This is a genomic window from Streptomyces angustmyceticus (assembly GCF_040701845.1).
Lineage (GTDB): Bacteria > Actinomycetota > Actinomycetes > Streptomycetales > Streptomycetaceae > Streptomyces > Streptomyces angustmyceticus_A.
The window spans coordinates 126,665-153,063 of sequence record NZ_JBFBHQ010000001.1 but is presented as its reverse complement, the minus strand read 5'-3'; the positions used below and the strand labels follow the sequence as shown (position 1 = coordinate 153,063).

Annotated in this window: 20 protein-coding genes; 3 read left to right on the top strand and 17 right to left on the bottom strand. The window is 73.3% G+C overall.

Annotated elements, in window-relative coordinates; all coding sequences use genetic code 11:
- Window positions 1-47: 47 nt before the first annotated feature.
- Together lysX and AB0411_RS00670 are read right to left on the bottom strand one after the other, a co-directional pair.
- Entirely contained in the window at window positions 48-3,365 is a 3,318-nt protein-coding gene (lysX, locus tag AB0411_RS00675) for a bifunctional lysylphosphatidylglycerol synthetase/lysine--tRNA ligase LysX (protein WP_366414993.1), read from the bottom strand.
- Window positions 3,366-3,433: 68 nt separating this feature from the next.
- Window positions 3,434-4,294, bottom strand: a complete 861-nt coding sequence (locus tag AB0411_RS00670; RefSeq protein ID WP_366414992.1) for an Ig-like domain-containing protein — start codon at window positions 4,292-4,294, stop codon at window positions 3,434-3,436.
- Between the two features lie 443 nt (window positions 4,295-4,737).
- Between AB0411_RS00670 and AB0411_RS00665 the strand changes: the two genes are divergently transcribed.
- Window positions 4,738-4,932 (top strand): hypothetical protein, encoded by a 195-nt coding sequence (locus AB0411_RS00665; RefSeq protein WP_086718035.1) that lies wholly within the window; start codon window positions 4,738-4,740, stop codon window positions 4,930-4,932.
- A 48-nt stretch (window positions 4,933-4,980) separates the two neighbouring features.
- Here the strand turns inward: AB0411_RS00665 and AB0411_RS00660 are convergent, their stop codons facing one another.
- The 6 genes from AB0411_RS00660 to xylB form a co-directional block, all read right to left on the bottom strand.
- Window positions 4,981-6,186, bottom strand: a complete 1,206-nt coding sequence (locus AB0411_RS00660; RefSeq protein WP_366415599.1) for a phosphodiester glycosidase family protein — start codon at window positions 6,184-6,186, stop codon at window positions 4,981-4,983.
- Window positions 6,187-6,315: 129 nt separating this feature from the next.
- Entirely contained in the window at window positions 6,316-6,954 is a 639-nt protein-coding gene (locus AB0411_RS00655) for an N-acetylmuramoyl-L-alanine amidase (RefSeq protein WP_366414991.1), read from the bottom strand.
- A gap of 243 nt (window positions 6,955-7,197) precedes the next feature.
- Window positions 7,198-8,613 (bottom strand): family 2B encapsulin nanocompartment shell protein, encoded by a 1,416-nt coding sequence (locus AB0411_RS00650; RefSeq protein ID WP_366414990.1) that lies wholly within the window; start codon window positions 8,611-8,613, stop codon window positions 7,198-7,200.
- A 128-nt stretch (window positions 8,614-8,741) separates the two neighbouring features.
- Entirely contained in the window at window positions 8,742-10,154 is a 1,413-nt protein-coding gene (locus tag AB0411_RS00645; RefSeq protein ID WP_366415598.1) for a family 2B encapsulin nanocompartment shell protein, read from the bottom strand.
- 165 nt (window positions 10,155-10,319) lie between these two features.
- Window positions 10,320-11,594, bottom strand: coding sequence for an ROK family transcriptional regulator (locus tag AB0411_RS00640; RefSeq protein WP_366414989.1), 1,275 nt, complete (start codon window positions 11,592-11,594; stop codon window positions 10,320-10,322).
- Window positions 11,595-11,652: 58 nt separating this feature from the next.
- A complete protein-coding gene (gene xylB / locus AB0411_RS00635; RefSeq protein WP_366414988.1) occupies window positions 11,653-13,083 on the bottom strand; it encodes a xylulokinase in 1,431 nt (476 codons plus the stop codon).
- 127 nt (window positions 13,084-13,210) lie between these two features.
- Between xylB and xylA the strand changes: the two genes are divergently transcribed.
- Complete coding sequence (gene xylA / locus AB0411_RS00630; RefSeq protein ID WP_366414987.1) at window positions 13,211-14,374, top strand: xylose isomerase; 1,164 nt, start codon at window positions 13,211-13,213, stop codon at window positions 14,372-14,374.
- 46 nt (window positions 14,375-14,420) lie between these two features.
- On the opposite strand, the gene AB0411_RS00625 is transcribed toward xylA, so the two are convergent.
- A complete protein-coding gene (locus tag AB0411_RS00625; RefSeq protein WP_366414986.1) occupies window positions 14,421-15,386 on the bottom strand; it encodes an acetylxylan esterase in 966 nt (321 codons plus the stop codon).
- A gap of 135 nt (window positions 15,387-15,521) precedes the next feature.
- Here AB0411_RS00625 and AB0411_RS00620 point away from each other — a divergent pair, with 135 nt between their 5' ends.
- Window positions 15,522-16,385: a hypothetical protein gene (locus AB0411_RS00620; RefSeq protein WP_366414985.1), complete on the top strand. Its 864-nt coding sequence runs from the start codon at window positions 15,522-15,524 to the stop codon at window positions 16,383-16,385.
- Between the two features lie 73 nt (window positions 16,386-16,458).
- On the opposite strand, the gene AB0411_RS00615 is transcribed toward AB0411_RS00620, so the two are convergent.
- The 8 genes from AB0411_RS00615 to ssuE form a co-directional block, all read right to left on the bottom strand.
- Window positions 16,459-17,298: an amino acid ABC transporter ATP-binding protein gene (locus AB0411_RS00615; protein ID WP_366414984.1), complete on the bottom strand. Its 840-nt coding sequence runs from the start codon at window positions 17,296-17,298 to the stop codon at window positions 16,459-16,461.
- A complete protein-coding gene (locus tag AB0411_RS00610) occupies window positions 17,295-18,080 on the bottom strand; it encodes an amino acid ABC transporter permease (protein WP_366414983.1) in 786 nt (261 codons plus the stop codon). Before AB0411_RS00610 ends, AB0411_RS00615 begins: the two co-directional genes overlap by 4 nt.
- Window positions 18,081-18,090: 10 nt before the next feature.
- Complete coding sequence (locus AB0411_RS00605; RefSeq protein ID WP_366414982.1) at window positions 18,091-18,888, bottom strand: basic amino acid ABC transporter substrate-binding protein; 798 nt, start codon at window positions 18,886-18,888, stop codon at window positions 18,091-18,093.
- A gap of 141 nt (window positions 18,889-19,029) precedes the next feature.
- Entirely contained in the window at window positions 19,030-19,950 is a 921-nt protein-coding gene (mmuM, locus tag AB0411_RS00600; protein ID WP_366414981.1) for a homocysteine S-methyltransferase, read from the bottom strand.
- 179 nt (window positions 19,951-20,129) lie between these two features.
- Window positions 20,130-23,168, bottom strand: a complete 3,039-nt coding sequence (locus AB0411_RS00595; RefSeq protein WP_366414980.1) for a glycoside hydrolase family 2 TIM barrel-domain containing protein — start codon at window positions 23,166-23,168, stop codon at window positions 20,130-20,132.
- Window positions 23,169-23,285: 117 nt separating this feature from the next.
- A complete protein-coding gene (locus AB0411_RS00590; protein ID WP_366414979.1) occupies window positions 23,286-24,449 on the bottom strand; it encodes an LLM class flavin-dependent oxidoreductase in 1,164 nt (387 codons plus the stop codon).
- Between the two features lie 44 nt (window positions 24,450-24,493).
- Window positions 24,494-25,699: an SfnB family sulfur acquisition oxidoreductase gene (locus AB0411_RS00585; RefSeq protein ID WP_366414978.1), complete on the bottom strand. Its 1,206-nt coding sequence runs from the start codon at window positions 25,697-25,699 to the stop codon at window positions 24,494-24,496.
- A gap of 63 nt (window positions 25,700-25,762) precedes the next feature.
- On the bottom strand, window positions 25,763-26,317 hold the full coding sequence (gene ssuE / locus AB0411_RS00580) for an NADPH-dependent FMN reductase (RefSeq protein WP_366414977.1): 555 nt from the start codon (window positions 26,315-26,317) through the stop codon (window positions 25,763-25,765).
- Window positions 26,318-26,399 lie beyond the last annotated feature (82 nt).

The window sequence follows — 26,399 nt, the reverse complement described above, 5'->3', positions numbered from 1 at the left end:
GGCGGCCTCCGCCGTCCGGTCCGCGGCGAGCGGGCGCCGCGGTGCCGTCAGCGGCGCCGCACCAGCGGGAACGGCAGCGTCTCGCGGATCGACAGCCCCGTGAGGAACATGACCAGCCGGTCCACGCCGATGCCCAGACCACCGGTCGGCGGCATCGCGTACTCCAGGGCCTGCAGGAAGTCCTCGTCCAGCTCCATCGCCTCCGGGTCACCGCCGGCCGCCAGCAGCGACTGGGCGGTGAGCCGGCGCCGCTGCTCCACCGGGTCGGTCAGCTCCGAGTAGGCGGTGCCCAGCTCGGTGCCGAACGCGACCAGGTCCCAGCGTTCGGCGAGCCGCGGGTCCCGGCGGTGCTGACGGGTCAGCGGCGAGACATCGGTGGGGAAGTCCTTGTAGAACGTCGGGAGCTGGGTGCGCTCCTCCACCAGCCGCTCGTACATCTCCAGCACGATGTCGCCCCGGCCCATCTCCGGCTTCACCGGCACCGACGAGGCGGCGCACAGCCGGCGCAGCGCATCCGCTCCGGTGTCCGCGTCGACCTCCTCGCCGAGCGCCTCGGAGATCGCGCCGTAGACGGTCTTCACCGGCCAGATCCCCGAGATGTCGTGCTCGACCAGCCGGCCCTTCTCGTCCGCCTTGCGGGCGGTGGCGCTGCCGAACGCGGAGATCGCCGCCCCCTGGATCAGCTCCCGGGTCAGATCGAGCATCACGTCGTAGTCGGCGAACGCCTGGTACGCCTCCAGCATCGTGAACTCGGGGTTGTGCTTGTAGGAGATGCCCTCGTTGCGGAAGGTCCGCCCCATCTCGAAGACCTTCTCCATACCGCCCACGCACAGCCGCTTGAGGTACAGCTCCGGCGCGATGCGCAGATACAGGTCGAGGTCGTAGGCGTTGATGTGGGTCTGGAACGGGCGGGCGTTGGCGCCGCCGTGGATCTGCTGCAGCATCGGCGTCTCGACCTCGAGGTAGCCGCGCTCGATCAGCCCCTGGCGCAGCGCCTGTACGGCCGTGCTGCGCGCCCGGACGTTGTCCCGCGCGTCCGGCGAGACGACCAGGTCCACATAGCGCTGGCGGACCTTGGCCTCCGGGTCGGACAGCCCGCGCCGCTTGTCCGGCAGCGGCCGCAGGCACTTGGCCGTCAGCCGCCACCCGGTGACGAAGACCGTCAGCTCGCCGCGGTCGCTGGTGCCGACCTCGCCCTCCGCCTCGACATGGTCACCGAGGTCGATGTCCGTACCGAAGCGCTCCAGCAGCTCCTTGCCGCTGCCGTCCCGGGTCAGCGCGATCTGCAGATCGCCCGACCAGTCCCGCAGCACCGCGAAGAGCACCCCGCCGTGGTCGCGGGTGAGCAGCACCCGCCCGGCGATGCTGACGGTCTTGCCGGTGCGCGCGCCGGGCGTCAGGTCCGGGTGCTCGTCACGGACCTCGGCCAGGGTGTGGGTACGCTCCACGCCCACCGGATACGGGTCGGTGCCCGCCTCCCGCAGCCGCTCCAGCTTCCGGTGGCGCACCCGCACCTGCTCGGGCAGCGCGGCCAGTTCCCGCTCGTGCAGCTCCTCCTCGGTGGCCGGTCCGGTCTGCACCAGGCCGAGTTCGTCCAGCGACGGCAGGCCCGCGGTGCTGGCCGGGGCCAGCACCCGCTTCTTGTGGCCCTTGCCCCACAGCTTGCCCAGGCTCGGCACGGCCACGAAGCCCTCGGCGATACCGGAGGCCAGACCGATTCGGGCCAGCGCGCCGGCGTCCGCGTAGCACAGGAACCGCGGGTACCACTCCGGGTTGTACTTGGCGTTGGAGCGGTAGAGGGCCTCCAGCTGCCACCACTTGGAGAAGAACAGCAGCAGCCGGCGCCAGAACTTCAGCACCGGACCGGCACCGATCCGGCCGCCCTCCTCGAACGCGGACCGGAACACCGCGAAGTTCAGCGAGATCCGCCGCACGCCCATCGCCCCGGCCTGGGCGCAGAGCCGGGCCACCATGAACTCCATGACGCCGTTGGGCGCGGTGCGGTCGCGGCGCATGACGTCCAGCGAGATGCCCTCCTTGCCCCACGGCACGAAGGACAGCAGGGCGATCATGTTGCCGTCGCCGTCGAACGCCTCGGCCAGCAGGCAGTCCCCGTCCTCCGGGTCGCCCAGCCGGTCCAGCGCCATCGAGAAGCCGCGCTCGGTCTCGGTGTCCCGCCAGGCGTCGGCCCGGTGGATGACCTCCTGCATCTCCTCGTCGGTGAGCGCGGAGTGGCGCCGTACGCGGAACGTCGCGCCGGTCCGCTCGACGCGGTTGACGGCCTGGCGGGTCACCCGCATCTCCCGGCCGTCCAGGTCGAAGTCCTTCACGTGCAGGATCGCCTCGTCGCCGAGCTGCAGCGCGCCGAGGCCGCAGCGGGCGAACGCCTTGGCGCCGTTCTCGCTGGCGCCCATGACGGCGGGCTGCCAGCCGTACCGTCCGGCGACCTCCAGCCACGCCTCGATGGCCTGGGTCCACGCCTCCCGGTCACCGACCGGATCACCGCTGGCCAGGCAGACGCCGGCCTCGACGCGGTAGGTGACGGCGGCCTTGCCGCTGGGGGAGAAGACCACGGCCTTGTCGCGGCGGGAGGCGAAGTAGCCGAGCGAGTCCTGGCTGCCGTAGCGGTCCAGCAGCGCCCGGATGCGGGCCTCCTCGTCGCCGTGCAGCGCGGCCTCCATGCGCTGCGAACGGAACAGGGTGGCCGCGGCGTTCAGCAGCGCCAGCGCGCCGAGCAGGCCGAGGACGGCGCTGGTCCAGTGCGGCGGATGGCCCTCGATCAGGCGGCCGCCGACGAGTCCGCCGCAGACGCGGTTGGCGGCCCACAGCAGCCGGTTGGCGGCGCCGGGCTCCAGCGTTCCGGGGGCCAGCGACACCAGCCCCCAGCCGATCAGCACCGCCGCGGCGAGCCCGCCGATCAGCACCAGGATCGCGCGCAGGAACGCGCCGCGCCGGGTGATCGCGTAGAACTCGCGGTGCGAGACGAGCAGCAGCACCAGCGCCCCGGCGCACAGCACCAGGGAGAAGGCGTACTCCCAGTACCCGCCGGCCAGGAACAGCGCGTCGGCGAGGGTGACCAGCACCATGTAGGTCACCACGAACCACAGCGCCACCCGTTTGCGGGCGGTCATCGCCGCGGCCAGGAGGAAGAGGAACACCGCGTACGCGAAGTTCGGCACCACCGGGATGGTGAGCGTGTCCAGCCAGTAGATCACCGGGTGGAGTCCGCGCCGGAGGGGCCCGATCAGCGCCATCAGGGCACAGAAGAGCCCCAACAGGCTGAAGATGATGGCGAAGCCGTTGGGGACGCGGCGCCGGAAGCGCTGCCACCCCGTGAGTTGATCCTGGTCCTGCACGGTGCTCATTCCGTCACACTAGGCTCTGAAAGGGTTCAGCTGCTCGACGCGCGGGCGCTGGTTCGCTGCCACGGGGATCAGCCGTCATTCCAGTCTCCGATCCCGATGGCCCTGTTGTCTTCCCCTCGTTCGGAGGGTGCGGTGACCTCTGGGGGGTCACCCACGTGGACCTTGCCACAATCCCGTCCCATGTCCGAGTCCGGGCAGCTCCGGCCGACGGTGAAGTTCAGGTCGTAGTCGTCGGCGAAGTAGCGGCCGCCCCCGGAGTCGACCCCGCCGAGGTCCGCCCGCAGCGTGACCTCGGTGCCCGGCTTCCAGGGCCGTGCGGGCCGCCAGTCCACCCGCTCGCCGCCGCCGGGGCCCTCCCCCCAGTCCCACGAGCCGGCCGGCCGGCTGTCGGTGCTGACGCTCAGCCGCCGCTCCACCGCGGCCCGGTCGGTGACCGGGAAGCCGAAGACGATCCTGAGGGACCGGCCGGCACCGGCCGCCGCGCCCGGCGAGCGGGGATCGAGCGACATCGTGTTGAGCCGGGCGGTCTGCGCGGTGGTCAGCGACTCCGTGGCCGCGCCGGCGCCGCCCTGGGCGTTCTCGGTCCTGGCGAGGATGGAGTACTTGGTGCCGGGTGCGGCCTTCGCCCTGGATGTCCAGCTCCGCCCGCCGCGGGCCAGGCCGCCGGGCAGCTGCCGTCCGCGCGGGTCGGTGACCCGCACCTCGGTCAGCACCCCGCCCCGCGCGGTCACCCGGAGACGGTCGCCGGCCCGCACGGTCCGGGCCCCGCTCGCCGCGTCCAGTGCCACCTTCACGGGCTCGCCCTGGGGTGCCGGATCCGCGCCCGTCCCGCACGCGGAGAGCGTGCCCATACCGATCACCGGGACCAGCGCGAACACGGCACGCCGCGGCCGGAAGGGCCGTCGGCGGCGGGGGAGTGGCTGGTTCATGTCGGGGGCTTCCGTCTGCGGTACGGGCGAGGGGGCGACGCTGTCGGCCGCTAAGACGGCGGATCGCCACACTCCGTTGCAGGGAGTGACGTGATCCACGCCACATCGGGCGGTGGCTCCGCGAGCCGCAGGGTGTGTCGCGGGGCGACGCCCGCCGCTTGCGGTGATATGGGTGATTCGTTCCGTGCGGCCGGCCGCGTGCAGGTGAGGGGCGGATCGGCGACGGCCGGCCGGTGGCGGAGGCGCCCTCCTCGTTCCGGCTCGGCGGGGGCCCCGGCCCCAGGTCGGCCGCCGACCCGCTATGTCCCGCAATCGCCCGCCCGGTGACCCGCAGTGATCACCTGATCGGAGCACCCGGACGAGAACCTGACATACCCCGAAATACGCCAAACTGGCCACCCCTTGCTGCCCGTTCGGGCGGCAGCTGAGGAGGTGTGCGTCCCATGGCCATTTCCATCTCGGTCGTCCTGCTGCTGGTGGTCCTCACCGTGATCTTCCTGCGCAGCGGCAAGCTCAAGATCTCGCACGCCCTGGTGTGCGCGCTGCTCGGCTTCTACCTGGCGAACAGCAGCCTCGCCCCGGACATCCACCAGGGACTGTCCGGCGCCGCCGATGTGGTGAGCAGCGTCCGCCCGTGACGGAGCCGGCCCGCGGCCGGGCGCCGCGCCGCCGGCCGCCCGGCCCGCTCACCCCGACGAGAACACCCCGATCGCGTTGGGTACCGGCCGCTCCGCGCCGCCCGAGGGATGGTTGCGGACCGTTGCCCCGTACGCGTCGCCCGTGACCAGTGTCGAGGACCCGCCGCCGTCCAGGTCCATCGCGTCCCGTGCACCCAACTCCACCATGAGGTCCGCCAGTTCGCGCACCGTCAGCCCGGTCTGGCCCGGGGCCCCGTCCAGCGCCATGAGGTACAGCAGCCGCCCGCCGTCCCCGATCCCCGCGGACGTGCGCACCGCCACCGCGACGCCGTCCAGTCCGGCCACCGGCGCGTCGTCCCGCACGATCGGGAAGCCGCCCACCGCGAACCGCAGGGGCACGGGCCCCCGGCCCGCGAGGCGCGCGTCGACCTGCACCGGCTCGCCGATGTCCAGCATCCGCAGCTGGCGCGCCCCGTCCTCCCGGCCCACCAGCACCACGCTGCCCGCCGGCACCCCGCCGCCGCCCGGGGCGTCCGTCACCGCCGTCACCCGGCCGCGCCGGACGGTCACCTCCGTGGTGTCCGTGCTGCACGGCGCCGCCCGGTCGGTGTCGGTGCCGCAGGTGGCGCGCAGCCTCGATGCCGGGCCCCACTGCGGGGTGTAGGCACCGATGCCGCCGACGGGGAGCGCGTACTGGTTCAGCCCGCGCAGCGGCAGCGCCCCCTCGGGGGTCAGCACCGCGCCGCGCAGCGTGAGCCGGTCCAGCCGGGCCCGGCGGTCGTAGCCGACGCCGATGACGTCCTCGGTGGTCGCGCCCGGCGGCATGACCGGCCCGAACCGCTGGCCGTCGGGCACCGCGCCCTTCAGCTGCCGCCCGGAGGCCACCGCGGGGCCGACCGAGGCACCGGTCGCCTCGACGCCCGGGTGCTGGGTCTCGGTGATGTTGAAGAAGTCGCCGTTGACGGCCCCCACCGCGCCGCGGTCGGCGGCCAGTTGGGACACCGGTGACCGCGCGCCGACCGCCCCGGGGTACAGCAGATCGGCCGAGACCCGCGGATCGGCCAGGTCGACCGTCAGCAGGTGCCCGTGCACGATGCCGCGCGGCACCGTCATCCGGAATTCGCCGTACGCCACGCCGGGCGCCACCGGCCCGGCGCCGAAACGCTGGAGGGCGGTGCCCGCCGCGGTGGCCTGCGGCCCGCCCGCCAGTCCTCCGCCGGCCAGCGCACCCCACGCCACCAGCACCGTGAGCATCGCCCGTACTCGACCGAATCGCCGCTTCACGATCCCCCCTGACGTCGTGCCAACTGTCCCAGGTGCCGAAGATGCTCACTATGGCCCGGAGATGTCATGAATCGGTACACCCGCGGAACGGCCGTCGTGTCATCCGGCGCTCCCCCAGGAGGCTTCGTGGACCAGCTGCAGATAGCGGGCCCAGTCCCAGAACTCCCCGGGGTCGGTGTGGTCGGTGCCGGGCACCTCGACATGGCCGACGATGTGCTCGCGGTCCTTGGGGATCCGGTAGCGGTCGCAGATGGCGGCGGTGAGCTGCGCGGACCGCTCGTAGAGCGCGTCGGTGAACCACGTCGGGTCGTCGATCCAGCCCTCGTGCTCGATGCCGATGCTGCGGGTGTTGTAGTCCCAGTTGCCGGCGTGCCAGGCGATGTCCCGCTCGCGGACGCACTGGGCGAGCGCGCCGTCGACGGACCGTACGACGTAGTGCGCGGCCGCCTTGTGCCGGGGGTTCTTGAACAGCTTGAGGGTGTCCTTGTAGGTCTCCTGGGTCACATGCACCACGACCATCTCGACCGGGTACTTCGTCGGGCGGTTGGCCGCGGTGAAGTTGGACCGGCTGGCCGGCACCCACCGGTGCGGGGGGTAGGCGCCGCCGCGCGGAGCCTGCGGGCGCGATGTGGCACCGGCCCTGGCCGTGGTGAGGGGAGCGAGTGCGGCGGACGCGGCGAGCGCGGCCGCGCCGGTGAGCAGACGGCGGCGGTCCGGGCGGCGGTGGTCGGGCTCCATGGGCACTCCTGACAAGGACCGTGGGGGCATGGTCGCGTACATGTCACACACCTGCGGTGCGTTCATGATGCGCAACAGGGCACGCCCTGCCAAGGGAATGGCCGCTTCGCCAATGGCTCGACCAAAGGCGGAAACGGCGCAGGTCAGGAGAGCGGAGATACCTGATCGGTCGTCACCCGGGTGCCATGTCCGCGGCCCTGACGGCCGCTCGTGGACGTGGCACCCGGGCCGGGGACGGGCCGGTCAGTGACCGATTTCCACGTCCTCCAGGATGCCCAGCGCGTCCGGCACCAGCACGGCCGCCGAATAGTAGGCGCTGACCAGGTAATTGATGACGGCCTGGTCATTGATCCCCATGAAGCGCACCGACAGCCCCGGCCGGTACTCGTCCGGGATGCCGGTCTGGTGCAGCCCCACTACGCCCTGGTTCTCCTCGCCCACCCGCAGCGCCAGAATCGAGCTGGTCTGCTCCGGGGTGATGGGGATCTTGTTGCAGGGCAGCAGCGGGATGCCCCGCCAGGCCCGGACGGCCGTGCCCTCGCACTCCGCGGTGGTGGGGTAGATCCCCCGGGCGTTCCACTCCCGCCCGATCGCCGCGATGGTGCGCGGGTGGGCCAGCAGGAACTGGGTCTTGCGGCGCCGGGAGATCAGCTCGTCCAGGTCGTCGGGGGTCGGCGGGCCGCTGCGGGTGTGGATGCGCTGCTTGAGATCGGCGTTGTGCAGCAGCCCGAACCCGGGGTTGTTGATCATCTCGTGTTCCTGGCGCTCGCGCAGCGCCTCCACGGTCAGCCGCAGCTGCTGGTCCAGCTGGTTCATCGGGTCGTTGTAGAGGTCGGCGACCCGCGAATGGATCTTCAACACGGTCTGGGCGACGCTGAGTTCGTACTCCCGCGGCGCCAGGTCGTAGTCGACGAAGGTACCCGGCAGGGCCGGCTCGCCGACATGGCCCGCGGCCAGTTCGATGGCCGCCTCGCCGTGCTTGTTCTGCGCCGGGACCAGCGCCTCGCGGAACTCCGCCAGGTGGGTGCGCAGCGACTCCGACCGGTCCAGCACCTCTTCGAGGTCGCTGCGGTAGAGGGTCAGCGCGGTCACCCGGGTCACCGCCCGCACGGAGTGCTCCCACTGCGCGTCCGGGCTCAGCAGCGCCGCGGCGCCGACGGCGTCACCGTCGGCCAGCACCCCCAGCACCGTCTCGTCGCCGTACTTGCCGGCCCCGAGCCGGTCGAGCTTGCCGTGGGCGATCAGGATGACGCGGTCCGTGGGCGCGCCGGTGCGGGCCAGCACCTCGCCGGGCGCGAACTCCCGCTGGACGAAGCGGTCCGCCAGCGCCTCCAGCGTCGCGGCGTCGGTGTACCCGCGCAACGGCGCCAGTTCGCGCAGCTCGGCCGGGATCACCCGGACCGCGGACCCGGTCGAGGTGAACTCCACCCGGCCGTCACCGAGGGTGTGGGTGAGGCGGCGGTTGACGCGGTACGTACCGCCGGAGACCTGGGTCCAGGGCAGGATGCGCAGCAGCCAGCGGGAGGAGATCCCCTGCATCTGCGGCACGGTCTTGGTCGTGGTCGCCAGCTTGCGGGCGGCCGCGGTGTCCAGGCTGGACCGGCTCTGCTCGATCGCGGACTGCTGCGGGCCGGACGTCGGATCCACCGATGTGGTCATGGAGAAGGTTCACCTGTTCTTGTCGGTGCGTGCGGTGCGGTGCGTACGGGGGCCTGCAAGGGGTACGGGCGGCGCGCCCGGGCGGGGATCGGGCCGCTTTCGGGCGCGCCGCACGCTTCGCGGGCCGGTCAGTGGCCGATCTGTACGTCGTCGAGAACGCCCAGCGCGTCCGGCACGAGAATGGCCGCCGAATAGTAGGCGCTGACGAGATATTTGAGTACGGCCCGGTCGTCGAGGCCCATATAACGCACCGAGAGGCTCGGCTCGTATTCGTCGGGAATTCCGGTCTGATGCAGGCCGACCACGCCCTGGTTTTCCTCGCCGGTCCGCATCAGCAGAATCGAACTCGTCCGCTCCTTGGTCACCGGAATCTTGTTGCACGGGAAAATCGGCACCCCGCGCCAGGACGGCAGCGAATGCCCCATGAAATCGACCGCGGTCGGGTAGAGCCCGCGGGCACTGCACTCCCGGCCGATCGCGGCGATGGTGAGGGGGTGGGCGAGCAGGAAGCCCGGGTCCTTCCACACCGTCGCCAGCAGGTCGTCGAGGTCGTCGGGGGTGGGCGGGCCGGTGCGGGTGCGGATGCGCTGCTTGAGATCGGCGTTGTTCAGCAGCCCGAACTCCGCGTTGTTGACCAGCTCGTGTTCCTGGCGCTCGCGCAGCGCCTGGACGGTCAGCTTCAGCTGCTCCTCGACCTGGTTCATCGGGTCGCTGTAGAGGTCGCCGACCCGGCTGTGGGTGCGCAACACCGTCTGCGCGACGCTGAGTTCGTACTCCCGCGGCGTCAGGTCGTAGTCGACGAAGGTGCCGGGCAGGGACGGCTCGCCGTGGTGCCCCGAGGCGACGGAGACCGCCGATTCCCCCGCGGTGTTCGTCGCTTGCACGGCGTCCTGCCCGGCCGCCGCAAGATGCTCGCGCAGCCCGGGGGAACGGTCGAGGATCTCCTCCAGGGCCTGGCGGGGCAGCGCCATCACCGTCACCCGGGTCACCGCGCGATAGCTGAACTCCCAGGTCCCGTCGGCATCGGTGAGCGGGGCGTCGCCGAGGTGGTCGCCGCCGGCCAGGGCCTCCAGCACCGCGTCCTCGCCGTATTTGCCGGTGCCGATGCGGTCCACCCGACCGTGTGCGATCAGCACCAGCCGGTCGCCCGGCGTGCCGGCCTCGGCGATCAGTTCACCGGGGGCGTAGTCCTGTTGGGTGAACCGGTCGCCGAGCGCGGCCAGTACCTCGGTATCGGTGAATTCCCGCAGGGCCGGCAGCTCGCGCAGCTCGTCGGGGATGATCGAGACATCGCTGCCGCTGATGTCGAAATCGATGCGCCCGTCGCCGAGGGTGTACGTCAGCCGGCGGTTCACCCGGTAGGTGCCACCGGACACCTGCACCCAGGGCAGCAGTCGCAGCAGCCAGCGGGAAGTGATGCCCTGCATCTGCGGCGCGGTCTTGGTGGTGGTCGCCAAATTCCGCGCGGCGGTGGTGCTCAGACTGGAATTCTGGGCCTCTTCCGCACTGCCGTGCAGCGATTCGTCGGCAATCGTCACAATGCCACCTGTCTCTTCGGAGGGTGCGATGCGGACCGCCGCCGAAACCCCCTTTCACGGCAGCTCCGCGGCAACCCGCCGAACCGACCGTAGTCGTGTGGTTTTTATCGGCACAATCGCTCGATGGGGTGGCATGGAATTCCCGTTCCATGGATAGGTTTAGCGGGTTCAATTCCGGGGAGAGTGTGCCGGGGTGCAGGAACGGAGGGGATCGTCCAGCACGGCCTGGAGCGCCGCGTGCGCCGCCCCGAGCAGCGGCCCGTCCGCACCCAGGCGGGACACCGTCACCAACGGCCCGCCGGCCCGCTCCGGATCCGCCGCCACGGCCGTCCGCAGCGCCAACTCCCGCTCCAGGGACGGCAGGACCCAGGGCGCCAGCCCGGCCAGCGCGCCCCCGAGGACCACCGCCCGCGGATCCAGCAGATTCACCGCCCCGGCGAGCGCGATGCCCAGCGCCGTCCCCGCCTCGTGCAGCGCCCGCACGACGGCCGTGTCCCCTTCGGCGGCACGGCGCGCCAACAGCCCGGTACGGGCCCCCGGTCCGGGATGAGCCGCCGCCTGCCCGGGGGCCAGTCCGACCGCGCGCAGCACGGCCTCCTCCCCGGCGTACTGCTCCAGGCAGCCCCGCCCGCCGCAGTCGCACACCGGGCCCTCGGGACGCACCGGCACATGCCCCAGCTCGCCGGCGAACCCCCGTGCCCCCCGCAGCAGTTGACCGTCCACGACCACCGCGGCGCCGATACCGATCTCCGCCGACACATGCACGAAGTCCGGTGGCGGCGCCGGCCGTCCGTCGCTCCCGCCCAGCCGGATCTCGGCCAGCGCACCGAGGTTGGCCTCGTTCTCGACGGTGAGGGGGAGGGCCGGGGAGCCGTCCGCGGGGACGGTCGCCCCGGCGAGTTCCGGTGCGAGATCGACGGCCCGCCAGCCGAGGTTGGGGGCGTGCACCACGGTCGTCGCGCCCCGGGCCACGAGACCGGGCACGGCCACCGCCAGCCCGGCCGGCCGCAGCCCCTCGGCGGCGATCCGGTCGGTGACCTCGGCGAGCAGCGCGGACAGCCGCCGCAGCACGGGCCCGGGAGCGCTCTGCCGGTTCGCCGCGTCGGCCGCGACCCGGGCCCGTACCCGTCCGCGCAGATCGACCGCGCACACCGCCAGGTGATCGACGCCTATCTCGGCGCCGATCCCGGCCGGGCCGCGGTCGCTGACCGCCAGTTCACCGCCCGGCCGGCCCCGGCCGCTGGGCGCCGCCCGCCCCGTCCCGACCAGCAGACCGGCCCGCAGCAGCTCGTCGACCAGCGGCGCCACCCCCGCCCGGGTCAGCCCGATCCGCGCCGCGACCGCCGGCCGGGACAGCGGCCCCTGTGCGGCCACGGTCTGCAGCACCCGGGCCAGATTGCGCCGCCGGATGCCGTGCTGGGTGTCGCCGCCGGGCGCCGTCACAGGGGTCTCCTAAGGGTCGGGAGGGCGGTCCCTCCGGGGTACGGCTGCGGCGCCGAGGTCACCGCCGCAGCAGCGCCGCACCGTCGGCGAGGGTGGCCGCCAGCCGGTCCCAGGCGGCGCCGTCCCGCGGCAGCGCCTCGTACTCCGCGCCGCGCGCCGTCCCCCAGCGACGGGCCACCGCCGACGGGTCCTCCTCCAACAGCAGCCCGGCCGCCTGCGCCGCCGCGCCCAACGCCACCAGCTCCTGCGCCTCCGGCACCACCACCGGGCGGCCCGACAGCCGGCGGACGGTCTCCCGCCAGGCTTGCCCCTTCGCCCCGCCGCCGATCAGCAGCAGCGGCGCATCGGGCGCGGCGTCCGCGTCCAGCACCCGGTCCAGGGCCTGCAGCAGCGTGAACACCGCGCCGTCGTAGGCGGCCTGGAGCAGCTGACCGGCCGTGGTGTGGTGCCGCAGGCCGTGGACCAGGCCCGAGGCGCCCGGCAGGTTCGGGGTGCGCTCGCCGTCGAGGAACGGCAGCATCACCGCCTCGCCGCCCGCCTCCACCGCCTCCCGGTCGCGTCCCAGCAGCGCCGCCACCCGGTCCACGGCGAGGGTGCAGTTCAGGGTGCAGGCCAGCGGAAGCCAGTCGCCGCGGGCATCGGCGAAGCCCGCGACGGTGCCCGTCGGATCGGCGGGCCGGTGGGTGGAGACCGCATAGACCGTCCCCGACGTGCCCAGGCTCAGCACCGGCTGTCCGGGGCGCAGCCCCAGCCCGAGCGCGGCCGCCATGTTGTCGCCCGTCCCGGCGGCCACCAACGCGCCGTGGGGCAGCGGCAGATCACCGGCGTGCACGGTCCCGGCGGCCTCGCCCGGGAGCGCCACCCGCGGCAGCGCGTCGGGGGACAGCCCGACGTGCTCCAGGATCTCCGGGTCGTAGGCCCCGGTGGACGACGCCCACCAGCCCGTGCCGGACGCGTCGCCGCGGTCGGTGACGGACTCGCCGGTCAGGCGCTGGGTGAGGTAGTCGTGCGGCAGCCGTACCGCGGCGGTGGCGGCGGCCGCGGCCGGCTCGTGCTCCCGCAGCCAGGCCCACTTGGCCACCGTGAAGGCGGGACCCGGCACGCTCCCCACCCGCTCGGCCCACGCCCGCGCGCCGCCCAGCTCCGCGATCAGCCGCTCGCTCTGGGGCGCCGGCCGGACGTCGTTCCACAGCAGGGCGGGACGCACCGGCGAGCCGGCCGCGTCCAGGGTGACCAGGCCGTGCTGCTGGCCGCCGACGGACACCGCCGAGGCCTGCCGTGCCGCGTCGCCGCACTGGGCCAGCGCCTCGCCCAGCGCCCGCCACCACTGCGCGGGATCGCTCTCCTTGCCGTCGCCGCCGGAGACCGTGTGCGGTGCCTGGCCGCGGGCGACGACCGCACCGGTCGCCGCGTCCACGACCAGGGCCTTGGTGGACTGTGTCGAGCTGTCCACCCCGACGACCAGCGGTCCGGCTGACTGTGCGCCCATCGTGCACTCTCCCTCGGCGGCCCGTCTCCAGGGCCCCGGCCTGGGGGGTTCCCCGGTGTGCTGCCGCATATTAGTTTGGCCGCGGCGGAATTTGTAAAGCGCGTTGACGAAATCACCGGGAGCCGCGATGAGCCACCAGCCCGTGCCCGAGGACAAATTCAGCTTCGGCCTGTGGACCGTCGGCTGGCAGGGCCGTGACCCGTTTGGGGACGCCACCCGCCGCGCGCTGGACCCCGTCGAATCGGTCCGGCGCCTCGCCGACCTCGGCGCCTACGGCGTCACCTTCCACGACGACGACCTGATCCCCTTCGGCGCCGGGGACATCGAGCGCGAGGCGGCCGTCACACGCTTCCGGCAGGCGCTGGACGCCACCGGCCTGGTCGTGCCGATGGCCACCACCAACCTCTTCACCCACCCCGTCTTCAAGGACGGCGCCTTCACCGCCAACGACCGCGACGTCCGCCGCTTCGCCCTGCGCAAGACGCTCCGCAACATCGACCTCGCCGCCGAGCTGGGCGCCCGCACCTATGTCGCGTGGGGCGGCCGGGAGGGCGCGGAGTCCGGCGCGGCCAAGGACGTGCCCGCCGCCCTGGACCGGCTGAAGGAGGCGTTCGACCTCCTCGGCCAGTACGTCGTCGAGCAGGGCTACGACCTGCGGTTCGCCATCGAGCCCAAGCCCAACGAGCCGCGCGGCGACATCCTGCTGCCCACCGTCGGCCACGCCCTCGCCTTCATCGAGCGGCTGGAGCGCCCCGAGCTGTACGGCGTCAACCCCGAGGTGGGCCACGAGCAGATGGCCGGGCTGAACTTCCCGCACGGCATCGCCCAGGCGCTGTGGGCGGGCAAGCTCTTCCACATCGACCTCAACGGCCAGAGCGGGATCAAGTACGACCAGGACCTGCGCTTCGGCGCGGGCGACCTGCGGTCCGCGTTCTGGCTGGTCGACCTGCTGGAGAGGGCCGGGTACGACGGGCCGCGGCACTTCGACTTCAAACCGCCGCGCACCGAGGACCTGGACGGCGTGTGGACCTCGGCGGCCGGCTGCATGCGCAACTACCTGCTCCTCAAGGAGCGCGCCGCGGCCTTCCGGGCCGACCCGGCCGTCCAGGACGCGCTGCACGCCGCGCGACTGGACCAGCTGGGCCTGCCCACCGCCGAGGACGGCCTGGCCGGGCTGCTCGCCGACCGCACCGCCTACGAGACCTTCGACGCCGGGGCGGCGGCCGCCCGCGGGATGGCCTTCGAGCATCTGGACCAGCTGGCCCTGGAGCACCTGATGGGGGCCTTCTGAGGGCCCGCGCCCCGCGCCCGCCCTTGCGCTCCGCCCGCCCGGCCGCTCAGCCGAACAGCGTGCGCAGGAAGGATATTTCGGCCGCCCGCTGCTCGCCGCCACCTCCCTCGTGGGCGTTGAACCGCCACACCTTCAGCTCCTTCTCGCCCGCGTAGTGGTGGTGGACGGCGAAGCCGGTGGACGGCGGCACCACCTCGTCGCGCAGCGCCGTGCCGAAGAGTGCCGGGGCGGTGGCGCGGGCCGCGAAGTTCAGGCCGTCGAAGTGGTCCAGGGTGTCCAGCGCGGTGTCGATCCGGCCGCGCTCACCCGCGAAGTAGCGGGTGAGTTCGCCGTACGGCCCGCTGTCCGTGATCTCGACGGCGCGGCGGACATGGGTCAGGAACGGTACGTCGACCAGCGCGCCCGCCAGGCCGGGGACCAGCCCCGCCGCCGCCAGGGCCGCGGCGCCCCCCTGGCTGCCGCCGGCGACCACGATCCGGCCGGCGTCCACCGCCGCATGCCCCCGCGCCGCTTCCACGGCCCGCACCGCGTCGGTGAACAGCCGCCGGTAGTAGTAGTCCTCGGGGGAGAGCAGTCCCTGCGTCATCTTGCCGGGCACGCCCGGATTGCCGGAGCCGACCGGATCGGGGGTGTCACCGGGCCGGTTGGGGCCGCTCTGCCCGCGGGTGTCCATGACGAGCGTGGCGTACCCCGCGGACGGCCACAGCAGCCAGTCGTGCACCATCCCCCGGCCGCCGCCGTAGCCGAGGTACTGCACGACGCACGGCAGCGGCCCGTCGGCGGCGCGCGGGGCCAGGAACCAGCCGCGGATACGGTGCCCGCCGAAGCCGGAGAACGTCACGTCCTGGGTGCGCAGCAGCGCAAGGCCCGCGTCGACCTCGGTGAAGCGCGCATCGAGGTCATGGGCGCGGGCCTCGTCGAGGGTGCGCTGCCAGAAGGCGTCGAACCCGGCCGGCTCGGGGCGGGGCGGGCGGTAGGCGCGCAGCTCGTCCAGGGACAGGTCGGTGAACACGGAGAACCTCCGAGCCGTAGGGTGGCTTGCTGACTGTCGCCAACGGTGCCCATGGGCCGGATGTTTCAGACCCGAAATGTGCCGGGCCGGTCGCCGGGTCCCCGAAAACCGAGCAGAGAAGCGATCACCTCCACCATGAGCTTTCCTCCGCCTCCGCCGCCGAACCAGCCGCATCAGCCGCCCCACGGCGCCCCGGGCGGCTTCGGCCCGCCGGCCGGCGGCCCCGGCCCCGGCGGTGAGGGCCAGAGCGGATACGGCCAGGGCGGGTACGGCCCGGGCGCCTACGGTCCGCCCGGCGGCACTCAGCCCGCCGGCGGCTTCGGCCCGCCCGCGGGCGGCTACGGTCCCGCGGGACCCGGCGGCCCCGGCGGCTGGCAGCAGCCGCCCGGCCCGCCCGGCGGCGGCAACGGCAAGACCATCGCGGCGATCATCGGCGGCGGTGCCGTCGTCCTGGCCGTCGTCATCGCCGTCATCGTGATCAACAACAGCGGTGACGGCCGTAGCAGCAACAACCGCGCCCAGCCGTCCGGTTCGAGCGCCGGCGCCACACCGTCCGAGAGCGCCTCCGCGACGCCCTCCTACGACCCCACGCCCACCGCGACGCCCACCGGCAGCGACTTCGAGAGCGGCCTGCCGACGCCCGCCGACGGCCGCATACCCTTCTACCTGCTGAAGACCGGCGACTGCTACGACCTGCGGGAGGGCGGCGGCGGCAACAACGACAGGGCCTCCTGCCGCGGCCCGCACGACGCCGAGGTCGTCACCGTCCACCGCCTCGCATCCGGCCTGACGACCGAAACCGGCATCAGGTCCAAGGCCTCCTCGCTGTGCCGCCACGAGCTGGAGCGCACAGCGGCCCGGCAGCCCGCAGGCACCGCCGAGGGCACCTACGTCCAGTACCCCACCCTCAACGGCTACAAGATCGGGATCAAGACCGTCACCTGCAGCCTGACGGGCAACAGCACCGGCACCAAGAAGCTCACCAAGCCGCTGTCCTGAGCCGGACGGTCACCGTCGCGGGCACCGCGACGCCGACCGGACGGCCCCGGGGCGTCCGCACGCCCCGGGGCCGTCAGCGATCGGCGCGCTTGCCCGCCGCTCCGGTGTCCGCGACCTCCCCGACCTCGGCGGCCGCCGGATCCAGCACCCGCGCCAGGAACGTCCGGGTCCGCTCGTGCCGCGGGGCGCCCACCACCTGCTCCGGAGTGCCCTCCTCGACGATCACCCCGCCGTCCATGAACACCACCCGGTCGGCGACCTCCCGCGCAAAGCTCATCTCGTGGGTGACCACGAGCATCGTCATCCCCTCCTGCGCCAGCGCCCGCATCACCGCCAGCACATCGCCGACCAGCTCCGGGTCCAGCGCCGAGGTCGGCTCGTCGAAGAGCATCAGCTCGGGGTCCATGGACAGCGCGCGGGCGATGGCCACCCGCTGCTGCTGCCCGCCGGACAACTGCGCCGGATAGGCCGACGCCTTGTCGCTGAGCCCGACCCGTTCGAGGTTGGCGCGGGCGATCCGCTCCGCCTCGTCCCGGTCGCGGCGCAGCACCCGCCGCTGGGCGATGGTCAGGTTCTCCAGCGCGGTCAGATGCGGAAAGAGGTTGAAGGCCTGGAAGACCATCCCGATCCGCCGCCGGACCCGGTCGATGTCCACGTCCGGGTCGGTCACCTCGGTGCCGGCCACCGTGACCCGGCCCGCGCTCGGCTCCTCCAGCAGATTCACACAGCGCAACAGGGTCGATTTCCCCGACCCCGAGGGCCCGATGACACACACCACCTCGCCGCGGGCCACCGAGAAGTCGATGCCGCGCAGCACCTCCAGCTCGCCGAACGCCTTGCGCAGGCCCTGCACGTCGATGGCCTTCGCATCCGTCGTCTCCGGTGCCGCCTGGTCGGTCGTCACGCCGCTCACCTGGCCTTCGCCGTACGGGCCTCCAGCCGACGGACCAGCTGGCCGAGCGGGAGGGTGATCACGAGGTAGAGCAGCCCGGCGATCAGGATCGGGGTCAGGCTCTTGTGTTCGTTGAGGGCGTCCCGGCCGAAGTTGGCCAGCTCGAACTGGGTGAGGGAAAGCCCCAGCAGATACACCAGCGAGGAGTCCTTGGTCAGCAGGATCAGTTCGTTGGTCAGCGGCGGCAGCACGATGCGGAACGCCTGGGGAATGACGATCGAGATCATCGCCCGCCCGTGCGACATCCCCAGCGAACGTGCCGCCTCCGTCTGCCCCTTGGGAACCGCCTGGATTCCGGCCCGGATGGTCTCGGCCATGTACGCCGCGCCCACCAGCCCGAGCGACAGCATGACCGTGATGTTCATGTCGAGCGCGACCTCGAAGGCCAGCGGCACACCGAAGCCGAGCGCGATGAACACCAGCAGACAGGGGATCCCGCGGAAGAACTCGATATAGGTGACGGCGATCCAGCGGTAGGGCGGCACCGACGAGAGCCGCATCAGCGCGAGCACCAGGCCGAGCGCCAGCCCGAAACCGAAGCCCAGCAGGGTGTAGAGGACGGTGTTGACCAGCGCCGTGGTGATGATGTCGGGGAACAGCGCTTTGGCGACCTCGATGTCGAAGAACGCCATCCGCAGCTGATGCCAGTCGGCGATCAGGGCGAAGACCACCACGGCGAGGACCAGCACGCCGTACTGCACACCGCGGATCGCCCGGGCGCGCTGTCGTTTGGACAAGGACATGACGGCGGCCTCAGCTCTGCGGGGTGGTGCCGAACCACTTCTTGTAGATCCGGTCGTACGTCCCGTCCGATTTCGCCTTCCCGATCGCCTCGTTGATCTTCTTCCGCAGTGCGTCGTTCCCGGTCCGCACGCCGATGCCGTAGTGCTCACCGGTGTTGAACTCCGCGGTGACCGCGGTGTCCGGGTTCTGCTTCACATAGTCGAAGAGCACACCGTTGTCATTGATGCCGGCGTCGACCTGTCCGGATTTCACGGCGGTCAGCAGCAGCCCCAGGTCCTCGAACTCCACCAGCTCGACGCCCTTGCCGTGCTTCTTGGCGTAGATCCCGCCGGTGGTCGCCTTCTGGTAACCGAGCTTCTTGCCCTTGAGGTCCTCGACCTTCTTGAAGGGCTTGCCCTTCTTCGTCAGCAGCGCCTGGGTGGCATTGAAATACGGGTCGGAGAAATCCATGACCTTGTCCCGCGCGGGCGTGATCGTCATGCCGGCGGCGGCCAGATCGCATTTGCGGATGGTGAAGTCCTGGCCGGTCTCGATGCCTTCGAAGGGCGTGTTGACGATTTCCTGCTTCACCCCGAGGTCCTTGGCGACCAGGTCCACCAGATCGACATCGAACCCGACGACCTTGCCGTCCTTCTTCACCTGGAACGGGGCGTAGGGAAGGTGGGTGCAGGTCTTCAAGGTCCCGGAGGAGACCAGTTCCAGGCCGCCGGAACCCTTCTTCCCGCCGGACGTGGTGCTGCTGCACCCCGCCAGCACGGCGACGGCCGCGGCAACGGCTATGACAGGCAACGCGGAGCGAGCGGACACGGGCCCTCCAGGGGCAGGATGAATATCAACCAAGCCATGCGTGCTGCGATGTGGCTGCATCCTGCCACCGGCCCGGGGCCCTGTCTCCGCCGCGTCGGTTGCGTCTGTGTAACGCCTTCGGCCCGCAACCGGGCCGTCCCGTCAGCGGCCGAGCCCCGCCGCCAGCGCCGCGATGGCGTCCGGGCCCACCCGGCAGCAGCCGCCGATGAGCCGGGCGCCGTCCGCGGCCCAGCCGGCGACCCGGTCCGCGTGGAACGCCGCCTCGCCGTACCAGGTCCGCGCCCCGGCGTCCCAGCTCTCCCCGCTGTTGGGGTAGACCACCACCGGCTTGCCGGTGACCTGCGCCGCCAGGCGCACCGCCCGGTCCGCGTCGTCCGGCGCGCAGCAGTTCACCCCCACCGCGATCACCTCGTCGGCGCCGGCCGCGACCGAGAACGCCTCCGCCAGCGGCTGCCCGGCCCGGGTGCGGTCCCCCGTGACGCTGTACGACAGATAGGCCGGCACTCCCAGCCCGCGCACCGCCCGCAGCAGCGCGCGGGCCTCCTCGGCATCCGGCACCGTCTCCAGCGCCAGCACATCGGGCCGCACCGCCGCCAGCACCTCCAGGCGCGGCCGGTGGAAGCGCTCCAGCTCGTCCACCGACAGGCCGTAGCGGCCGCGGTACTCGGAGCCGTCCGCCAGCATCGCCCCGTACGGGCCCGCCGAAGCAGCCACGTACAGCGGCCCGGCCACCCCGCCGGCCGACGCCCGCCGGGCCGCCTCGCGGGCCAGCCCCACACTCCGGCCGAGCAGCTCCGCGCCCCGCTCCTCGCCGATACCGCGCCGGGCGAACCCCTCGAACGTCGCCTGGTAACTGGAGGTGATCGCGACCTGTGCCCCGGCCTCGTAGTACGCCAGGTGCGCCTGCACCACCGCCTCCGGCTCCTCGGCCAGCAGCCGCGCCGACCACAGGGCGTCCCCGAGGTCGTGCCCGGCGGCCTCCAGCTGGTTGGACAGCCCGCCGTCGAGGACGACCGGCCCCGCGGCGAGGGCGTCGGCGAGCGGCGGGGACGTGCTGACCATGGTGCGTAGCCTCTCGGTGCTGCGGGACGCGTGGGTGCTCACGCCTCACCTCGGATCGTATCCCCGGCCGGTGACAACGCCCCTGGCCGCGGGGGTGCGCCGGGCGCGGAGGGGTGCGCCGGCCGCCAGGGCGCGGCGGCCGCCAGGGCGCGGCGGCCGGCGCGGGCCCGGTACGAGTCTCAGCGCAGCGACGCGAACACGAACGAGAAACGGGCCGGGGCCACTTCCAACCGGTGCCGCGGCAGCACCCCCGGCCCGCACGACTGGCTGCCGATGCCGTGCTGGGCGTGGTCGAGATGCAGCCACAGGTGCTCGCCGGGCCGCAGGTCCGTGGTGTGGCGGGCCGCGGCCAGCTCCTCGGTCGACCACCGGCGGGCGGTGAGGAAGAAGTCCGGAGCGCCCTCGATGCGCAGTCCGGAGCCGTCCGAACGGGTCAGCTCCGCCCAGCGCACACCGGGCCGCGCACCGTTCTCCTGCGGCCGCACATACGGCGTCTGCAGCGCGTCCACCGGCATCGACCAGCGGCCGACCCGGGCGGCCGCCCGGGTGTCCGGATAGCCCTCGCCCGGCCCGCCGCCGAACCACTCGGCCCGGCCCAGGCTGCCGCACACCCGCATCCGCACCCCGAGCCGCGGCAGCGGCACCGGCCACTCGCCCTCGGGATCGACGCTCAACTCCAGCCGCAGCAGCCCCTCTCGTGCCGTCCAGCGGTACTCCGCGCGCAGCGCCAGCGGCGAACCGGCCGGAGCGACCCGGGTCCGTACCACCACGGCGTTGGGACCGGCATCGACGGCATCGACACGGTGCCGCATCCGGTGCAGGCCGGCCCGCCGCCACTCGGTGGCCGGCCGCGGCTCCGGCTGCCAGGGCGCGGCCTCGTCGTTGTCGGTCGGCGCCCGCCAGACGTCCAGCCGGGGGCCGCCGATGCGGACGCCGTCCAGATAGGCCAGTGCCCCCGTTCCGGCGTCGAAGGTCCCCGGGCCCAGGACGATCACATTGCCCTCACCACGGCGCGGTACGGCGGTGGCCGCCGGGGGAGCGGCGACCGGACGCGGGGCCGCGGGCAGCTGGCCCCAGGCGACCTCGTGCCCGGCCGGCGCCCAGGCGGTGTCCCGGCGCAGCACGGCCCGCACCGTCCAGAACGCCTCCCCGTCGTCGTCCGGCTCGGGCGGTGGTGCCGGCAGCCGCTCCACCACCGACTCGCCGGGTCCCGGCGGCGGCACCTCCAGCCGGCCGTGCCCGCGCGGGGCACCGTCCACCTCGTAGGTCCACAGGAAGTCGAGGTGCCCCAGGCCGGCGAAGTCATGGAGATTGGTGATCCGCACCGCGCCCGCCGTGCCGTCCTCGTCGCCCGCGGGCTCGATCCGCACCGGTTCGACGACCTTCTTCAGCTCCACCAGCCCCGGGGAGGGCGCCCGGTCGGGAAGGACCAGCCCGTCGCAGACGAAGTTCCCGTCGTGCAGCTCCTCGCCGAAGTCCCCGCCGTAGGCGTGGAAGACCTCGCCGGACGGCGTCCGCTGCCGCAGCCCGTGGTCGATCCACTCCCACACGAAGCCGCCCTGGCAGCGCTCATAGCGCTCGAACAGCCGCTGGTACTCGGCGAGGCCGCCCGGCCCGTTCCCCATCGCATGCGCGTACTCGCACAGCAGGAAGGGGAGGCGACGGCGCCGGGCGTCCAGCTCCGGATCGGGCAGCGGCGCCTCGGCACGCCGCCCGATGCGCTCCACCTCGGCGTGGTCGGCATACATCCGGGAGTAGACGTCGGTGTCGGCGCAGCTGGGGTCGCCCTCGTAGTGCAGCGGCCGGGACGGGTCGCGCTCGCGCATCCAGGCGGCCATGGCGGACAGCCCGCTGCCCGTGCCGCACTCGTTGCCCAGCGACCACAGCACGACGCTGGGGTGGTTCTTGTCCCGCTCGACCATCCGCCGGGCCCGGTCGAGCAGCGCCGGCTCCCAGCGCGGGTCGTCCACCGGATTGTCCCGCCAGCCCTGCCCGCCGAACCCGTGGGTCTCCAGATCGCACTCCTCGACGACCCACAGGCCCAGTTCGTCGCAGAGGTCGAGGAAGGCGGGGTGCGGCGGATAGTGGCTGGTGCGCACCGCGTTGATGTTGTGCCGCTTCATCAGCAGCAGATCGCGGCGCATCGTTGCGGGGTCGAGGGCCCGGCCGTGGCGCGGATGGAACTCATGGCGGTTGACGCCGCGCAGCAGGATCCGGCGGCCGTTGACCTTCAGCAGCCCGTCCTCGACGCGGACCGTACGGAACCCGATCCGCAGCGGGATCCGCTCGCCGGCGGTGACCAGCTCCCCGTCGTAGAGGTGCGGCTCCTCGGCCGTCCAGCCGCGCACCGGGACCGTCGCGCTCTCCCCGGTCGCCAGGTCGAGGCCGAGCGACGGCACCGTGACCCGGCCCGCGGGTTCGCACTCCACGCGCAGGGTGCCGAGCCCCGTGCGGTGCTCGAACCCGGCGTGGACGAAATGGTCGGCGACCGAGCCCTCGGGACGCCGGTGGAGCGAGACCTCCCGGAAGATGCCGGGCAGCCACCACTGGTCCTGGTCCTCCAGATAGCTGCCCGACGACCACTGGTGGACGCGGACCGCCAGCACATTGCCGCGCGGCCGCAGCAGCGGCCCGACCGCGAACTCGTGCGGCAGCCGGCTGCCCTTGAAATGGCCCAGTTCCTGGCCGTTGAGCCAGACCCGGGCGCAGGACTCGGCCCCGGCGAAGTGCAGCACCGCGGGCCCCGCGCCCCACCCCTCGGGCAGGTCGAAGACCTGGCGGTGATCGCCCGTCGGGTTCTCGTCCGGCACCCGCGGCGGATCGACCGGGAAGGGGTAGGCGGTGTTGGTGTACGCGGGTGCCCCGCTCGGCTGTGCGGCGCCGCCCCCGTAGGAGCCCTCGGCGGCGAAGCGCCCCTGGAGCACCCAGTGGCCGGGCACCCGCAGCTCCTGCCACTGCGTGTCGTCGAAGTCCGGACGGGCGAACGCGTCGTCCTCCGCGGCGGCGCCCGCCGAGAGCCGGAACCGCCAGCGGCCGTGCAGCGGGAGGCGGGCGGCGTCCGAGCGCGCGTACCAGGCACGCGGCGGCAGGACCCCGCTTCCCGGCGAGCGGTCCTCGTAGTACGGGAGGCGGCCGGGGCGGTGCGGTGTGCCGTCCGCCGCTTCGGTGGTCCGTGGTGGAGGTGCGTACGACGTGTGGTGCGGCGGGGTGCCGGTCACTGGTCCTCCTGCTGCGGGCGAGGTGCCTGGCGTGGGGGATCAGCTCAGCGAATCATGTGCGGACCCGCGGCGCAGCCGTTTGGGGCGGATCGGCCGGAGCCGCCGCGGGCCCCTGGATCAGCGGCCCACCCCGGCGGCGAACGGAACCTGGGCGGCGGCCGGGGAAGCCCCCTCGCCCGCGGCCGGATGCCGCCACAGCCCGGCGTCCCGCAGCACCGGCAGCACCCCCTCCCCGAACCAGTACGCCTCCTCGACGTGGGGGTGCCCGGAGAGGATGAACTCCTCGATGCCCAGCCGGTGGTACTCCACGATCCGCTCCGCCACCTCCGCATGGCTGCCGACCAGCGCGGTGCCCGCCCCGCCCCGTACGAGCCCGATCCCGGCCCACAGGTTCGGCGCGATCTCCAGCCCGTCCGTCCGGCCGCCGTGCAGTGCCAGCATCCGGCGCTGCCCCTCCGACTCGCTGCGGGCCAGCCCCGCCTGCACCGCACGGATCGCCTCCGGGCCGAAGCCGTCCAGCAGCCGCTGTGCCTCGGCCCAGGCCGCCTCCGCGGTGTCCCGGGTGATCACATGCAGCCGGATGCCGAACCGCACCCGGCGCCCGGCGCGGCCGGCCAGCTCCCGGATCCAGGCGATCTTCCGCTCCACCTCGGCCGGCGGCTCGCCCCAGGTCAGATAGACGTCGGCGGCGCGCGCGGCGACCTGCCCCGCGGCCGGGGAGGAGCCGCCGAAGTACACCGCGGGCACCGGATCGGGCACCCGGGCCAGCCGGGCGCCGGCCACCCGCAGCTGCTCCCCGGCGAAGTCCACCGTCTTCCCGTCCCACAACTGCCGCACGATGTCGAGGAATTCGCCGGTCCGGGCGTACCGGTCGTCCTTCTCCAGGAAGTCCCCGTACGCGCGCTGCTCATGGCTCTCGCCGCCGGTGACCACGTTCAGCAGCAGCCGTCCCCCGGAGTGCCGCTGGAAGGTGGCGGCCATCTGGGCGGCCAGGGTCGGCGCGACGATCCCCGGCCGGAACGCCACCAGGAACTTCAGCCGTTCGGTCTCGCGCGCCAGCATGGCCGTGGTGAGCCAGGCGTCCTCGCACCAGGCCCCGGTGGGGGTGAGGGCCCCTTCGAAGCCCAGGTCCTCGGCGGCGCGGGCGATCTGCGTCAGATAGCCGAGGGTGGCGGGCCGCTCCCCGCCGGCCGACCCGGTGGGCACGCCGTGCCCACCGCCGACGACATGACGGCTGTCGCCGTAGGTGGGCAGGAACCAATGGAAGGTGAGGGGGGACATGCGGGCTCCGAAGGGGAAGAGAAGGGGTGGGGCGGGGACGGTGGTCAGAGCAGACCGTGCCGGGGCGGCCGGGTGCCGTTGAGGACATAGCGGCCGATGTGCTGCACCTTCCAGCGGACCGGATCGTGCAGGGTGTGGGTGCGCGCGTCCCGCCAGTGCCGGTGGAGGTTCAGCCCGTCCAGCGCGGCCCGGGTCCCGGCCACGTCGAACAGCGCACTGCCGGTCTCCACCGCCGCCTGCGCGGCCACCACCTTCGCCGCGGCCACCGCCACCGACGCCTCGGCCGCCGAGTCGTCGGTGAGCGCCCGTCCCGCGTCGTCCACCGTCCGCGCCGCCGTGGCCAGCAGCGACTCGGCGGCCCGCACCCGGACCGCCAGCTCCCCGAACCGCTGGATCAGCAGCGGGTCCCCGGCCGCGCTGTCCAGGCCGCTCTCGAACCACGGCCGGCTCTTGGTGCGCACGAAGCCGACGGCCTCGGCGAGCGCGCCGGCGGCGATCCCGGCATCGATCGCGGCGTGCAGCAACTGGGCCACCGCGCCGTGCAGTTGGGGGCCGCGGAAGGTGAGGTGGTGCGGTACGACCCGGTCGGCCGGCACCGCCACGTCCACGAGGTGCACCGTGCCGCTGGCCGTGGTCCGCTGCCCCATCCCGTCCCAGTCGTCGACGACCCGCACCCCCGGCGCCTCCTTGGGCACATAGGCCACATGGAGCTCGTCGTCCCGGCCGCGCGCCAGCACCGGGATCCAGTCGGCGAACAACGCCCCGGTCGCATAGTGCTTCACCCCGCTCAGCACGTACGAACCATCCGCCGCGGGTGCCAGCCGGGTACGGATGTCCTGCACATGCCGGGTCCCCGCCTCCGACTGCGCATTGCCCAGCCGCCGCCCCGCCAGCACCTCACCGAAGAAGAACGCCTGCTGCTCGGCGGTGCCCTGACGGCGCAGCACCGAGAGGTAGACGAAGTGGCTCTGCGGGATCTGCGCCAGACTGGCGTCCCCGCTCGCCAGCAGCCGCACCACCTCGGCCAGCGTCCCGGTCCGCACCTGCGCGCCTCCATGGGACCGCGGCACGGTGACGGCCAGCAGCCCGCTCGCCGACAGCCGCGCCAGCTCGGCGTGCGGCAGCCGGCGGGCGGCGTCCCGCTCCGCGGCACCGGTCCGGAACTCCGCGGCCAACTCGGCCGCGACCGCCAGGGCCTCGGCATCATCGGCGATCACATGGGCGGTGGCGGGCCGCGGGGGAGCGGTCACGGTGCTGCCTCCTACGGGAGCGGGGAAGGAAGGGGGATCAGAAAACGGGGCGGGGAGCGGCGGTCAGCTCGCGACGGACAGCAGCGGGCTGCGCCCGAGCGCACCGGAGAACTGGGCCAGCACCTGGTCCAGCCCCTCCTGCGCGCCCGGCTCGACGCTCAACGCGCCGTCCTCCCGCACGGCCAGGTGCCGGTCGAGGACGAACCAGCCCTGGACGATGTGCGCGGCCCCCATCGACGAGAGCACCGGCCGCAGCGCGTAGTCGATCGCCAGGACATGGGCGGTGCTGCCGCCGGTCGCCAGCGGCAGCACGGTCTTCCCCGTCAGCGCGTACTGCGGCAGCAGGTCCAGCAGCGACTTGAGCAGACCGGAGTAGGCGGCCTTGTAGACCGGCGTGCCGATGACGACGCCGTCGGCGCGGGCGAACAGTTCGGTCGCCTCGACGATCGCCGGATGGCCGAAGTCGGCCCCCAGCAGCGCCTCGGCGGGCAGGGTGCGGACGTCCAGTGGAAGGACGTGGTGTCCCTCCTCGGTGAGCCGCGCGTCCAGATGACGCAGCAGGCGCGCGGTGCGCGAGGTCGCGGAGGGACTGCCGGAGACGGACAGCACGGTGGCCATGGAGAGGATCACCTCGAAGTGCGGGAGGGGGAGTGCGGAACGTGGGGGAGGGGCTCCCGGAGCCCCCGGAAACCGGGGGCTC

Bases quoted from the DNA above. Each gene is read 5' to 3' on its own strand.
- xylB (WP_366414988.1), bottom strand. From the start codon at position 13,083: ATGGGCGCACAGTCAGCCGGACCGCTGGTCGTCGGGGTGGACAGCTCG.
- AB0411_RS00660 (WP_366415599.1), bottom strand. From the start codon at position 6,186: ATGCTCACGGTGCTGGTGGCGTGGGGTGCGCTGGCCGGCGGAGGACTG.
- AB0411_RS00650 (WP_366414990.1), bottom strand. From the start codon at position 8,613: ATGACCACATCGGTGGATCCGACGTCCGGCCCGCAGCAGTCCGCGATC.
- mmuM (WP_366414981.1), bottom strand. From the start codon at position 19,950: ATGGTCAGCACGTCCCCGCCGCTCGCCGACGCCCTCGCCGCGGGGCCG.
- AB0411_RS00620 (WP_366414985.1), top strand. From the start codon at position 15,522: ATGAGCTTTCCTCCGCCTCCGCCGCCGAACCAGCCGCATCAGCCGCCC.
- AB0411_RS00655 (WP_366414991.1), bottom strand. From the start codon at position 6,954: ATGGAGCCCGACCACCGCCGCCCGGACCGCCGCCGTCTGCTCACCGGC.
- xylA (WP_366414987.1), top strand. From the start codon at position 13,211: ATGAGCCACCAGCCCGTGCCCGAGGACAAATTCAGCTTCGGCCTGTGG.
- AB0411_RS00665 (WP_086718035.1), top strand. From the start codon at position 4,738: ATGGCCATTTCCATCTCGGTCGTCCTGCTGCTGGTGGTCCTCACCGTG.
- AB0411_RS00610 (WP_366414983.1), bottom strand. From the start codon at position 18,080: ATGTCCTTGTCCAAACGACAGCGCGCCCGGGCGATCCGCGGTGTGCAG.
- AB0411_RS00670 (WP_366414992.1), bottom strand. From the start codon at position 4,294: ATGAACCAGCCACTCCCCCGCCGCCGACGGCCCTTCCGGCCGCGGCGT.
- lysX (WP_366414993.1), bottom strand. From the start codon at position 3,365: ATGAGCACCGTGCAGGACCAGGATCAACTCACGGGGTGGCAGCGCTTC.
- AB0411_RS00590 (WP_366414979.1), bottom strand. From the start codon at position 24,449: ATGTCCCCCCTCACCTTCCATTGGTTCCTGCCCACCTACGGCGACAGC.
- ssuE (WP_366414977.1), bottom strand. From the start codon at position 26,317: ATGGCCACCGTGCTGTCCGTCTCCGGCAGTCCCTCCGCGACCTCGCGC.